The organism is Parachitinimonas caeni (assembly GCF_030129945.1).
Lineage (GTDB): Bacteria > Pseudomonadota > Gammaproteobacteria > Burkholderiales > Chitinimonadaceae > Parachitinimonas > Parachitinimonas caeni.
Genome location: NZ_JARRAF010000027.1, coordinates 19,766 through 33,072 on the forward strand (window position 1 = coordinate 19,766; position 13,307 = coordinate 33,072).

The window sequence follows — 13,307 nt, forward strand, 5'->3', positions numbered from 1 at the left end:
TCTCCTGGCCTAGGGCGATCAGGTATTGGGATGGATGAGAAAGGTCAGATTTTTCCGCCTGCGCGGTTGCCTCCCCGCAACACTGCCACTGCCCCCCCGCCATCCCGATTGTCTACGGTGATTTCGCCATCGTGCAGTTTGGCAATTTCGCGGACCAGGGCTAGGCCGAGGCCGGTGGATTTGCGGCCGCTGTCGGGGCGGGGCAGGGAGTAGAAGCGGTCGAAGAGTTGGGCCTGGGCGTAGTCGGGAATGCCGGGGCCGTGGTCGGCGACGCTGATTTCCCAGCCGCTCTGGCTGACGCGGGCGCTCAGTTCGATCTGACTGCCGGCCGGGGCAAAGTCGATGGCGTTGTCGATCAGGTTGGATAGGGCTTGTCGCAGCAGGAAGCGCTCGCCAAGGATCTCGGCGTGGTCGGGCAGGTCAAGTGCCAGTTTGAGTTGCTTGGTGGTCAGCAACGCCTGTTTGGCGGCCAGCACTTCGTCGATCAGTTCGCTGACCGGAATGGCTTCCACGGTTTCCAGGGCTTGTCGCTGTTCGAGTCGGGCGAGTTCGAGCAGACGATCGACGATCTGGGTCAGGCGGCCGGCTTCTCCACGGATATTGGCCAGAAAGCGGGCCTGGTCGGCGGCAGGCATGTCGGGGCCGATCAGCTCGGCGGCACCGCGTATGGCGGCGAGCGGGCTTTTCAGTTCGTGGGTGAGGCCAACGACGAATTCTTCCACATAGCGGCGGCCTTCCAGCTTTTGCCGCATGGCTTGCAGGGCCCGGCCCAGCACCGAGACTTCACCGCCACCCAGCTTGGGTAATTGCACCCGCTGGCCCTCGCTGACGGCACGGGCGTAGTCGGTGAGGCGGGTCAGGGAACGGGTCAGCCACCAGGAAATGACCAGCCCCAGCAGCAGCGAGCCGGCCAGAATGGCCATGCCCATCCGGGCCAGATAATCAAAACTCTGCTGTATGAAGGGCTGAATTGCCGAGGCGGGTTTGGCGACGGTGACGACGCCAATCAGTTTGCCGTCGTCACGGATTGGCGCCGCGACGTGCATGACGCCACTGCCTTTGTCCTCGGGGCGTAACCGGGTGGTGCGGGCGCCGTAGCGGCCGCGCAAGGTCAGGTAGACATCATTCCAGCGCGAGTAGTCTTGTCCTTCTGCCAGATGGTCTGAATCGAAAACGACGCGGCCATTCAGGTCGGTAACGTAGACGCGGTGGTTGGGGGCTTCTTTGCGGATGCCGGAGATTTCGGCGTTCATCCGGCGTTGGCCAAAGTCGTTGACGGCGGCAGCAAAGCGGCCGTTCTGGATATTGCCGGCGCGTAGATCATCACGGGCGAATTCGGCCAGCAGATTGGCGGTGTCGATGAGGGTGTCTTCCATCGACTGGCGCAGGGCAGGTTGCAGTCGTTCGGTGGCGGTGTCGAACAACTGCCAGGCAGCAAGGCCGACTACCAGAAAATACCCAAGAAAAATACGTACCCAGATTTTCATGTGGCAGCGGCCTTGATAAGGGTGGGCGCCTCGGAAATCGCGGACGTTCAAGCGGGCCCAGATTGTCGAGGGGAGCTGGAAAGGGGGATGGGGCGCCGGGCGCCCCGGTTTGGCGGCGCGGTTTACATTTCGCTGCGGGCGATCATGGCATCGATTTCGCTGCTGATCAGGCCGTCGAGGTCGAAGTGGGCCGGGCTGGCTTGCAGCATGGGCTCGAAATCATGTTCGCAAGCGCTTTCGAAGGCATCTTGATTAAAGTCGATGACGCCCATCTTGCCGGCGCGGTCGAAGTAGTAATAGCGGTGGCGATTGTCGTGGACGTAGCAGTGACCAAAGATATGGTAGTTGCGGTTGAGTTCGGCGATTTGTTCGCGGCTGAAGCGCTCGGCAAACTCAGGGCGTCCACCCCAGAACCAGTCGATGAATTCGACGACGCCCAGGCCGGGCAGGGGGTCGTCATCCTGCAGGTCGCAGACCAGATCATCGGCGCATGAAAGATGAATGGTCTCCCAGTCGTCGCCGCTTTCGCTCATCGAATAACTACCGTGCCGCAGGTAAAAGGCGCGCAGATCGGCCGGTAGCGGGCTGTCGATCAGCTTCTCCAGCCTATCGACGGTGACTTCATCATCGGCGCAGCCGAAGCCGACTTCTTCAGCCAGATCAATATCGGAAGCCATCGCAAAGTCACGATAGCGGGTAAAAGCCTGCTGCAGGGTTTCGCCCTTGGGGCCCTGGCGTAAGGAGTCTTGCATGGTGGGATCTCTTCTGCGTTGCCAATTGGAAAGCCGCTATTGTCGGAGCTTTTGGCGCGGCAGGAAACCAGACCTGATGCGTGTCTGGCGGCAAGAGAATAAAAAAATGCCGGCATCGGCGACAAGTCTGGACGGCTTGTCACCGATGCCGGCGAGTCACGCCGACACCATGACCGGAAAAAGGCGTGTTCTACGGGGGAGGTCGGCGGCTGCGTGGCTCGGAGTAAGCGGCAGCGCTGCCGGCCTTGTCAGGCGCTGCAGACATCTTGTTTCCGGATCGTGCCGGTTGATTCTTGGGGCATCGACTTACCCCAAAATGCGACCCGGCGCGACCGGAAGCAAGACATCCACAGAGCCCAGGCGCCATTGCAATCTGATTTCCCGTCACGCCAAAGCCGGGCAGGCTTCTGGCCAAGTTTCGGAGCATGGCCAGACGGAGTGAGCGAGAGCGGGACGCCAGATTGCAACGGCGCCAAAGGGGCTTACTTCTGTTTGTTGACCCACTGATGCACGCTACGCTCGAACGGGGCAATGACCTGTTCGGGGGCGTTGGTGCCCTTGCGAGTCTGGCTGGCAGTGGTAAAGACGGCTTTACCATCGTTGCTGACCTTGGCGGATACGGCGTATTCGCCAACCGGCAGATCGGCCAGGCTGGCCGTGTAGTGGCCGTCGCCGGCACGTAGATCAGGTGCCACCCCGTCATCGCGGTACTCGACGTTGGCTTTCACGACTTTGCCGGTGTCTGCTGCCTGCACGGTGCCGACCACTTTGGCCCCCTTCACCGACAGCGGACCGGACAGCTCCACCACGGCGGTCAGCGGACGACTGTCTTCGGCGGTGCCGCCAAACAGGTCAAGAATGGCCGTGAGCTTGGATTTGACGGTGGAGGTCAGGAATACCGGCTCGACCAAGGCCTTGCTGGCAGTCACCTGGCTCTTCCATTGTCCCGCACGTGCAGTGAAGCGGCGGTCAACCACAAACTCCACAAAGTCTTCGCCTTCCGGCTGCACATAGCTCACACCTACGGGCAGCTGGTCTGGGCGGATCTGCTGTCCGTTAGGGGCGATCAGGCTGAAGCTCAGCTTGCCGTCGTCTTCCTGGCTCCAGCTGGCCTGGAAGTGCACGGAATCATCGACATCGGCACTGGAAATAATGCTGCTCAGGCTCTGGCTTTGTCCGGCGGCCAAAGTGTGGCCGGCATCGTCGTTCACCAGCTGTACTTCATCGCCCTCGGCGTTGTGGATGACGTCAGCCGCTGCGCGCAGCAGGTCTCCAGGTTTGCTGGCTTCGCGGAATTCCCCAACGGTCTGGTTGGCCACATCAAACAGCGACAGGCGGTCTGCGGTGCTGGAGAAGCGGTTGGGCGATGCGAACAGGCCGCCAAAGCTATCGAGCAGCGCTACCGGGTGGATGGCGACTTTGGCATCGCGGAAAGCCTGGACGGTTGCCTTGTTGACGGTCTGGTTGGCGGTGGTGAACAGCAGCACATTTGGCGTATCGCCATCACGCACGACGGTTTTCATCAACTCCAGCGAGCGGTCGAGGGCGGCTGACAAGTCGCGCTTGGCCTTGGGCAACCAGGTTTCGACCGGACCCAGTTCGGCTATGGTTCTGCCGTCATAAAAATACAGCTTGCCCTTGGCGACGCCGAGCGCATTGCCGGTTGGGTAGAGGCGGTAGTAGTAACCGCCGCCGGTCATCGAGACCGGCCCCTTGGGGAACAGATGCGGCAGGGCGGCCTCACCGTAGTCGAACAGACGGTCGCCGGCGACGGTATCGCTGACGCTGCTGTCCTGGGTGATTTTACCCAACTGCGTCTTGATGGCATGGCGTTCGCTGGCACTGCTGAGCCGGGTCGTGGCAACCGTCAGTTGGTTGGCAAACGGGTAGGTGATGACCGCTACCCGGCTGTTATCACCGGCTTTGCTGACGACTTGCTGTGCAGCATGAATCTGCGCGTCGAGCTGAGCCTTGCTGGTGGTGGTGTCAATCACGATCAGGTTGATCGGGCCGCTGGCGTTGGCGGCAGCAAAACCCGAGTTGGCGGTGGTGGGCGCATCGCTGCTACCCATGTAGACGACTTTCAGGTCGTTCTCCCAGCCACTGGTGGGCTGAGTCAAAGCGGCGCTAGAGGTTGGAACCGGCATATGGCGGAATGCTTCAAATGAAATACGGTTGGGATAGTTTGCCGGACTGTTGGTGGGTGCGCTGGTGAGGGTTTCCCAGGCAGATTGCTGGTACATCCGATAGTGTGCGGTTTTGCGCGTTGTGGGGTCCGTGTAGTCCTCGGCAGTGCTCAGGTGGGCAAATCTGATCTGGTCTTGCATCACGGTGTTCTTCGGGGTATCGCCATCCTGTGGGGAGCCCGGATCAACCGAGGTTCCTCCTTGTTCCCGATACTCATCAAACAGACCCAATACATAGTGGCCGTACTCGTGGGCCAACGTCTTGCCATGATCAATCGCGGTTTCGTTGGTGCCGGCAAACATTTGATTGCGGCAGCCCTTGCAGTGGGTTAGACCTGACACATGGGCATTGGCCCGGCCATCTCTTATCAGATACTGGATATCGGTGTTGTCCATGAACTGGCTGTTCTTATAAACGTAGACCGTGCCGAGCATTTGCCGGCCTTCGGTCATCGTGTACAGGCTCTTGGACGACTGCTTGATGATTTCTTCCAGAAACGCCTTGTCACGACCTGCTGGCGGTGCGTCGAAATCCCAGTCGATCGACATCACCAAATCGAGCACGTTGACGTTGCGTTGTGCGTCGTAGTGAATCTTGGTCAGCGGGTGTTCAGCAGCCTGAGCAGTCAAAGCCCAGCAGCTCAAGGCCAGCGTAGTCAGAGTAAAGCGCGCAGGAAGGCGACGAAACAGCATGATGTTTTCCTCTCGAATTTGCGTATTTTGGTTAACAGAATCGGATGCGGAGTCTGAATTCGTGACCGGTCTGTACGATGGCTTGTGGCCGCCGACCACCAGAAAACTGATTGCTGTGCAGCTTAAACGGGGCCTTTGAGAGGCGTGCTAAGCGATGACTAACTTCTACACCTGGGGAGTCTGGAGGGGGCGGTAGTGCGGAAAAATGCTGTGATCGGAAGGCGGGTCCGGCAAAAGTGGAATGTTTATTTTCTGTTTAAAAACAATTAGTTGCGTTCAGGTTAGGGTTTTGTTAGTGCGATGGGGGTGGCCGGTTTGTCGCGGTTGGTAAAGCGAGCGATCATGGCCAAACGGTCAGGAGCCGTGTGTCCGACAGGATGCACGTGGCGCTTCCAAGCCGGGCGGGTTGAGGCCCGCCAGAAGCAAACTTCAGTCGGCATCTGCTGCGTCACCCGGCTCGCCCTGGCTTTCCTCGGCGCAGGCTAGATAGGGGTCGAGTAGTTGAATGGCCAGAGTCTCGAATCGCTGGTCGAAGGGATCAGTGTTTCGATAGGCCAATTGGCAGAACGGGTTGTCGCCATCCCCGCGCTGATATTCATCGCCGGCCCAGGCTTTGCGTGCGGCAGCCAGTGCTGCCTCGGGCGTGAGTTCGGCCTTGCGGGAAGACTTGCCCCTACCTTTCTTCGCGGTCGTGGCGTTGTCGGTTTCCGTGACGGCGGCCTGGGCTTGTTCGGCGCGCAGGGCGGCCATATTGCGGGCGTAGATCCAGCTGCAGGTGTAAGGGAAAAAATGCAGCGCTTGCTGCTGGCCCTCGCTCCAGGCCCGTAGCCAGTCCAGCAGGCGCTCGCGCGCCTCTGCCACTGGGGGTAGCTTGACTTCGATATCGTTGCAGACCAGACGACTGCAAGGTTCGACACCGGCAGGCCGCACAATATTGAGCAGCAGGTGTTTGAGCCAGAGCGCGACGCGGTTCAGATTGCTCAAGTCTTCCAGCGAGATGGTGACGAGGCCGGCGCGGGAGAGTCCATCCAGCCAGCCTACCAGCCGATACCCGCCCAGTTGCAGATCGACTTCGACCGGAGGCAGGCGCTCCCCAGCCAGTGCCGAATGCCAGACGGGTGCCCGTTGCTGCAAGGCCATCCAGGTTTGTTCTGCCAGCTGGCTGCCGGTGGCGCCATGCGGTAACAAGCCGCCGGCGCGGGCGACGCGTTCGAAGTCAGCCTCGTTGCCCTGTTGTTGCCACAGCGTAAAGCCCATCTGCCGGAGGGTGCGCTGGGTGGGCTTATCCAGATCGAACGGTTCGCGTGGCTCGGGCAGGGTGTCGGACTGCCACAGTTTCAGGCCTAGCCGGGTTTGTAGCAGCTGTCGGGCGGGATGGCTGAAAAAGCGCAGCAGCTCGCTGAACTCGATCGGCCCGGCGGCGGGCGGCGGTAATGGACTGTCGATCAGCGGGCTGGGCAGGTCCGTCCCACGGCCGGCCAGTCGGGCTGCCGCCAGCCAGGCTGGCGAGAACCCCGGATACCGGGGGTCATTGCTGAAGTAGCGCACATCAAAGGGTTGCAGGGCGTGCTCGATCAGAATCTGGCGGGAGGCCGGCTGGCCCGCTTCGGTCTGCCAGCTGCCATCGATGACGTCGAGCAGATCGGCCACCAGAACCGAGGGAGGCAGTTCGGTGTTGCTGCGAACATCGCGGCCGGTATACGACAGATGCAGGCCATCGCGAGCAGCCAGCAGCGTTTCCAGAAACAGGTAGCGGTCATCCAGCCGGCGTGAGCGATCCCCCCGGCGGGGACGTCGGGCGATCAGGTCGAATCCCTGCGGACGGGATTCCCGTGGGAAGGCCCCGTCATTGAGCCCGACCAGGGCAATGACCCGGTAGGGCAAGGTACGCATTGGCACCAGTGTGCAGAAGGTGACGCCGCCGGTGAGAAAGCCCGATGCGCCGGCGGCTTCATCCAGAGCGGGCTTGAGCCAGCCCAGAACCGTGTCGATGCCTACCGGGAGCTGGCAGCCTGCCTGCAGGGCGATGGCAGCCAGCTCCAGCAGCGCATCACGCAGGCGCTTGAGTGCAATTTCCTCATCGTTGTCGGGGGCCAGCAGTTTGTCGAAACCGGCGCTGATATGGTCTGCCCATTCTGTCAGCGGCCGTGGTTGGCGCAGGCTGTGGCTCCAGCTGGCGAGCGCCCGCAGGCAGGCAGCCAGCTGGCCTGCCAGTTGCGCACCACCCCCTTCCACCTCGTCATAGGGCAATACCCCCCCAAACAGGGGCAGGCTGGTCTCGGCCGCCTCCTGCGGCAGGGCGTAACCGAGCAACAGGCGGTCCAACCCTTGCTGCCAGGTGTGCTCGGCGGTTGCGGGTAAGCCGGCTTGGGCCCGGCTGTCCGGTGTGAGGCCCCAGCGCACGCCGGTCGCGACCAGCCAGGTGCGCACCAGGGGCAGATCCTGTTCCTGTATGCCGAATTTCCGACCCAGCGCCGGCAGCTCCAGCAGGCTGGCAATGCGGTCTACCTCGAAGCGGCTTTGCGGCAGGGACAACAGGTCCAGCGTGCCCGCCAGCAGGGGCGACTCGGCCAGGCCGCCACGATCGGCAATCGCATAGGGAATGTAGGGCTCGCCCTCGCGCCGACCGAATACAGCGTCGATATAGGGCGTGTATTGCTCGATATCCGGGCATAGCACGGCAATCTGCGAAGGTGGCAGGTCGGGATTGGCCTCAAGTCGTGCCAGCAGCTCGTCCTTGAGGACTTCAATCTCCCGTTGCAGGCCGTGACAGCTATGGATGCGGATGGAGTGATCGCTCGCTGCCAGGGTGCGCTTATGGCCATCCGGCATGGCCAGCGCCAGTACTTCGGCTTGCAAGGTTTCCAGCAGACTGTTGGTGGGCAGCGCGTCGCTGAAAATACCGTGGGTGTCGGGGAAGCGCTCGGCGATGGCATCGAAAAATTCCCGGCCTTGCTTGCCCAGCGCTGCCAGCAAGGGATTGCCGATTTCCAGATACAGTGCCGCCGGGTCGCGGTCGGCGGCCAGACGGGTGATCTCGGCCGGGTCGCGGATGTCCCCCCAGGCTTCACGGCAGGGGTTCTGCGCAAAAATGCAGACGTCGATGCGGCTGGCGAGCGCTTCGAGAACATCCAGATAAACCGGCGGCAGATTGGTGACACCAAACAGCACGATCCGCTCCGGCAAATCTATCGGGGCCGCAGCGCGCAGACGTTCGATCAGACCGCGCAGTAAATCGACACGGTGACGGTCTGGGCTGGCCTGATCCAGCCAGCGCCAGAGCGCGGCCTGCCAGGCTTCATCCTCTCCCAGCCCCTGCAGCTCGCCCTTTTCCCAGGCGGCCACCCAGTCGGGCCGGTACACCAGGTATTGATCGAAACAGTCGGCAATCCGCTCGGCCAGTTCCAGTCGCCGCCGCTCATCGCCCCCTTGCAGAAACTCCGCCAGACGATGATCGAGTTCGTGGGCCGGACGATCTGCCAGCCAGTCGAAGATGCGCCAGGTCAGCACTTGCGGGGAAAACGCCGAGCGGGCATCCAGCGGCCCGAGTGCCCGTAGCGACAAATCCCAGAGAAAGGTGGCGGGCAGGGGAAATTGCACGTTGGCGCAAATTCCGAAGCGCCGCGCCAGCTCCAGCGTCAACCAACGTCCCATGCCTTTGGCTTGAACGATGACGACTTCCTGTGCCAGTGGATTGGCTGGCGGTGTGGCCAGGACGGCAGCCAGGAGTTCGGCCAGTGTTTCGATACGGTCGGATTGATAAAGATGCAGCATGCCTGGGGCGGAATCGGGAAGGCAGGCCAATGCCCGCGAAAGTGCCGAGTATAGGCCCTGTTGCGAGACTTGATGCAGCGGGGCGCCGTCAGGGCTCGCTTATTTAAGCTCGCTAAACCGTGCTTACCCTGCCTCGCCCCACCCCAAAACGCGGCCCGACGCGACCGGAAGCAAAACCTCAACAGAGCCTGGTTTGAATGGCCTGGGTTTATGGCTTGGCCATTTGTGCGCGCTTATTTAGTTAACGTTACTGCCTGACAAAATTAGCCGGTGCTAATTAATAACTACTCTATATTGCAATTTACTAATACTTGAAGTGTTGCAGAAATGTGATGATGGGTCGGATGGCCTAACTGCATGGGTATTCAGTATGAATCATGAAGTTTCAGTCGTTTTACCTATGCAAGTGCTGGGTGGGCAATCGTCCCTCAATCGGGATCGCTGTGCGCCACGCACTCATCCCCTTGTCTTGAAAGAGTAATCTGCCTTGACGGATAAGGGGTAGGCAAGGAAGATTGGGGTTTTCCCTTAGTAAAACAGTCTTGCAATCCGGATGCTTTGGGCGGCTTGTAAAACGGCTGTTGGATAAATAAGTAAATCGCACCGCATTTGATGTAAGCCTGGTGGTTTTTATTCGACCAAGCCATGCCCGGATAGACCGGGGTTTGGCCGATTCAGTAAAAATGAATCTCAATAAGACAAAATATAATCAGACAGAACAGGGGCGACCGCAGGTCAGGCGAGGCAGGTGCCTGATGGCGCGTCCTTGAGACGGAGACAGCGAAACCCATGAGCACGACATCAGATAAGGAAGGTGGTTGTTCGGCCTACGCCATAGAGAGGGCCTTGTCGCTGTTCGAGGACTTACTGGCTGTGCAGAGCGTTGAGGAACTGCACCGGACGGTGCGCCAGATCACGACCAAGCTGGGCTTCGAGCATTTTCTGTACGGCGGCTATGTCCGGGTGGAGGGCGTTCAGCCGGTTGAATTCATCCTCTCCGGCTATCCTGAGCCGTGGATGGAACAATATAAACAGTCGAACTACATCGAGATTGACCCGATCGTTGCGCATTGCATTCGTGGCAAGCGGCAGACTCCGCTGGTCTGGAATGAGCATCTGTTTGAAGGTAAGGAACGCTTGCAACTGTGGGAGGAGGCGCGAGCTTACGGCTTGCAAAGTGGCATCAGTCTGCCTCTGCATGTGCGATCCGGTGAGGATGCGCTGTTCTCGGTGGCCAACCCGACAACCAGCCCGGCCGGGGCGGACTATCTGGCGGCCTCATTAGGGATGGCCCAGCTTCTGGCGAATTACACCTACGAGGTCGTGCGCCGGCTGGTGCTGGACCAGCATCAGATGGAGATCCCGCGTGCGGCACTGACCGAGCGCGAGCAGGAATGCCTGACCTGGGCCGCAGCCGGCAAAACGGCCTGGGAAACGGCGGCGATCCTGACGATTTCCGAGCGCACCGTGCGTTTTCATCTCGACAACGTCATTCGCAAGCTCGGCGTCAATAACCGCCGGCAGGCGGTAGCCCGTGCGGTCTCGCTGGGGCTGGTACATCCCTGAAACCCATTCCGGCAGGCCGTTGCAACGGCCTGCCGTGATGGCCCCATTTCCCTTCGTATCTCCATCCTTCCTGATCCGACTACCAGGTTCTGCAAACCTTACCTCAACAAAACCCAGCCCTTGCTGAGTGCCGGGCAGGGTCTCTCCGATGATTTTCCCCCACGCTGGCCAGCAGGCCCAGCTGCCTTGGCAAGAGGGTGTGCCGGCACCTGTCAAACAAGAATCATTTTCTTGTCTATTTAAATAATGGTTGGGCAGTCGGGACACCTGTCAGAAACGCCAGCTTGCCTGGAATGGATTTTGTTTATTTGTACTTATTTAAAATGTAAATAGTTATCCTGCTTTTTCTATTTGGCGAACTTTTGAAGAATTTATTGTTTGTAAGTGATTGTTTTGTATTGATAAAAGATCAATTTTAAAATCGGGACATTTTACCCTGTCGCTTTTGCCAGCTAGTGACAGGTTCGGCGTTGCGGTTTGATTGCGGTCATAGGAGGAAACGACCGTGAGTCTGAATTTTGCAGCCCAAGCCAGTGCCCTGGCGGTATTAAGTCAGTACCCCGACCATTCGGATGTCGATTTGCAAGACCTGTTTCGTTTGCGCTGCCAAGTATTCCGTGGCCGCCTGGAATGGGATGTGCAAACTCAGAATGGGCTGGAAAAGGACGACTACGATCATTGCAACCCGGTTCACATCATCGCCCGACAGGCCGATGGCGAAATTGCGGGCTGCTGCCGTCTGCTGCCTACTACCGGCCCCTACATGCTGCGCGACACCTTTCCCCAGTTGCTTGGCGCGCATGCCGCCCCTCGCGACACCGCCATCATGGAGATCAGCCGCTTTGCGGTTACCCAGGCACCCCGCCACGGCTTTGGCTTTACCGATGTGCCCCGTCAGCTGATCAAGGCCATCGTCGCCTATGCCCTGCAAAACCGGATCAACCATTTTGTTTTTGCCACCACGGTAGGGTTTGAGCGGCTGATCCGCCGGCTGGGTGTCCATTGCTACCGTCTGCACGAGCCGATGCAGGTGGGTATCGAAAAGAGCGTGGCGCTGTGGTTCAGCATCGACGACGTCACGCTCAAGGCGCTGGGCCACAGTGCAGAGGCGCTGATTGCCGGCCAGGGCTGGGAGTCCTGTGAAGTACGGCTGGCTGGCGATGCCGGTGTGGCATCGGCCTTGCGTAACTGAGGGGCCGCCATGCCAGGAATCGTCCGCAGTACTTATTACTTACCGCCACACACCGGGCAGGTTGCCGACTGGTGCCAGCGCCATGGCTACACAAGGGAAGCCACGCAAGCGTTGTGCGATAGCGGTGCCCGGTCTTATCAGGCCGCAGCAGGCGAGACGCTGTACAACATGGCGGGCAAGGCGCTCGACCAGCTGCTGGCTGACGCGCCGGCGCCGGCCGAATCCGTCGGGGCCCTGATCTGGTTTCACACCAACCAGAGCAACGCCCTGATGCCGCCGCAGAGCATGGCCCTGCAGCTGGCGCGGCAGGGGGGATTGACGCGGGCGCGCCCCTTCTCGGTGTCGCAGCAGAACTGCGTGTCCTTGCTGCATTCGCTGCGCGTGCTGGAGGCGCTGTTTGCCAGTGATCCCTCGCTTGAACACGCCATTGTGATCGGGGCAGACCTGATCTTGCGCGAAGACATGCGGGTGATTGATGCCAGCGCCATTCACAGCGATGCCGCCTCGGCATTGTGGATCTCACGCCAGGGCGGGGCCGCCATCCGCTCGATTGTGACCTACAACGACCCGCGCTTTTTTCGTGGCGCCAGCAACCAGGGCGTTTACGAAGCGAACGATCGCTACTTCTGGTCGGCGATTTCAGTCATCCGCAAGGCCATGCAACAGGCACAGATCGGCCCCGAGCAGGTCTGCAGCCTGCAACCGCAGAACAGCAATCTGCCCGGCTGGCACAAGATCGCAGCGGCGTTGAAATTGCCGGTCGAGAAGATTTACGACGCCAATATCGCCCGGCTTGGCCATGCCTTCGGTGCCGATGCGCCCATCAATTTGCAAGACAGTAATGCCCTGAATACGCCGGGATTCCACCTGCTGTTTTCCAGCGGAGTGGCCGGTTGTTTTGGCGCGGCCGTGATTGAAGTGGCTGCAGTTGAATGACAAGCCGGCTGCGTGGCCAGCGGTGGGATGCTGGGGCGCAGGCGGTGGGTGAGGACAAGACCATGATGCTTCCTGATGTGTACTTCAAACCCCTGACAGGGGATGACGTCGCCCTGCTCGAACAGTGGCTGGAGCCGGCCAATGTGCATGGCTGGCTCGACTTCGGCAGTGGTCGGCAGAAGCTGAGCCGATTGCAGCTGCAGGCCCTGGTCAGCAGCAAGAAGAACTGGGCGCGTTTTTATTGTGATGCCGAAGGACGGCCGATTGGCTTCATGTGCATGGTGGACATCGACAACCCGATGGGCTCGGCCGAGGTCTTTGGCCTGCGTGGCGACTTGCAGAACGGGCCGCGCCATATCACGACGGCAGCCTTTATCAATGCACTGGCGACCGGGTTTTACGATCTGGACCGTAGCGTGATGTCCACCTGGGTCGTTGCATCGAACCGGCCGTCCATTCAGGTGCATCGCAAGGCCGGGCTGACCGAGGTCGGGCGTTTGCGACACCGGCATGTCATGGCTGGCGAGCGGCTGGATCGGGTGTGCTTCGACATCACCCGTGAAGAATTCGGTCGACTGCATCCGACGGCCATTTCCGAACAGGGTGCCTGCTATGCCGACTGGCTGGCCGAGCATCTGGCGGCATCGCAGGACGATGCCCTGACCTGCAGGCTCTGTTGACGATTTGTTTCCGGTCGCGATCCGGAAATAAAACCTCACCA

8 protein-coding genes are annotated in these 13,307 nt (G+C 60.3%); 4 read left to right on the plus strand and 4 right to left on the minus strand.

The window, feature by feature from the left end:
- Positions 1-44: 44 nt before the first annotated feature.
- From creC to recC, 4 genes are all read right to left on the minus strand, one after another.
- Positions 45-1,487 carry a two-component system sensor histidine kinase CreC gene (gene creC / locus PZA18_RS17925; protein WP_284102244.1) on the minus strand — a complete coding sequence of 481 codons (1,443 nt, stop codon included), beginning with the start codon at positions 1,485-1,487 and terminating at the stop codon, positions 45-47.
- Between the two features lie 122 nt (positions 1,488-1,609).
- The gene (locus PZA18_RS17930; protein ID WP_284102245.1) at positions 1,610-2,239 is read right to left on the minus strand and encodes a hypothetical protein; all 630 of its coding nucleotides are present in this window, start codon (positions 2,237-2,239) and stop codon (positions 1,610-1,612) included.
- 482 nt (positions 2,240-2,721) lie between these two features.
- Positions 2,722-5,118, minus strand: a complete 2,397-nt coding sequence (locus PZA18_RS17935) for a choice-of-anchor X domain-containing protein (protein ID WP_284102246.1) — start codon at positions 5,116-5,118, stop codon at positions 2,722-2,724.
- A 429-nt stretch (positions 5,119-5,547) separates the two neighbouring features.
- Positions 5,548-8,892 (minus strand): exodeoxyribonuclease V subunit gamma, encoded by a 3,345-nt coding sequence (gene recC, locus PZA18_RS17940; protein ID WP_284102247.1) that lies wholly within the window; start codon positions 8,890-8,892, stop codon positions 5,548-5,550.
- A gap of 789 nt (positions 8,893-9,681) precedes the next feature.
- Between recC and PZA18_RS17945 the strand changes: the two genes are divergently transcribed.
- From PZA18_RS17945 to PZA18_RS17960, 4 genes are all read left to right on the plus strand, one after another.
- Positions 9,682-10,458 carry a LuxR family transcriptional regulator gene (locus tag PZA18_RS17945; protein WP_284102248.1) on the plus strand — a complete coding sequence of 259 codons (777 nt, stop codon included), beginning with the start codon at positions 9,682-9,684 and terminating at the stop codon, positions 10,456-10,458.
- Positions 10,459-10,963: 505 nt separating this feature from the next.
- Positions 10,964-11,650, plus strand: a complete 687-nt coding sequence (locus PZA18_RS17950; RefSeq protein ID WP_284102249.1) for an acyl-homoserine-lactone synthase — start codon at positions 10,964-10,966, stop codon at positions 11,648-11,650.
- A 9-nt stretch (positions 11,651-11,659) separates the two neighbouring features.
- A complete protein-coding gene (locus tag PZA18_RS17955) occupies positions 11,660-12,586 on the plus strand; it encodes a beta-ketoacyl-[acyl-carrier-protein] synthase family protein (protein WP_284102250.1) in 927 nt (308 codons plus the stop codon).
- Positions 12,583-13,266, plus strand: coding sequence for a GNAT family N-acetyltransferase (locus PZA18_RS17960; protein ID WP_284102251.1), 684 nt, complete (start codon positions 12,583-12,585; stop codon positions 13,264-13,266). Before PZA18_RS17955 ends, PZA18_RS17960 begins: the two co-directional genes overlap by 4 nt.
- Positions 13,267-13,307 lie beyond the last annotated feature (41 nt).

Coding starts and splice junctions, on each gene's coding strand:
- PZA18_RS17955 (WP_284102250.1), top strand. CDS start 11,660: ATGCCAGGAATCGTCCGCAGTACTTATTACTTACCGCCACACACCGGG.
- PZA18_RS17945 (WP_284102248.1), top strand. CDS start 9,682: ATGAGCACGACATCAGATAAGGAAGGTGGTTGTTCGGCCTACGCCATA.
- PZA18_RS17930 (WP_284102245.1), bottom strand. CDS start 2,239: ATGCAAGACTCCTTACGCCAGGGCCCCAAGGGCGAAACCCTGCAGCAG.
- PZA18_RS17935 (WP_284102246.1), bottom strand. CDS start 5,118: ATGCTGTTTCGTCGCCTTCCTGCGCGCTTTACTCTGACTACGCTGGCC.
- creC (WP_284102244.1), bottom strand. CDS start 1,487: ATGAAAATCTGGGTACGTATTTTTCTTGGGTATTTTCTGGTAGTCGGC.
- recC (WP_284102247.1), bottom strand. CDS start 8,892: ATGCTGCATCTTTATCAATCCGACCGTATCGAAACACTGGCCGAACTC.
- PZA18_RS17960 (WP_284102251.1), top strand. CDS start 12,583: ATGACAAGCCGGCTGCGTGGCCAGCGGTGGGATGCTGGGGCGCAGGCG.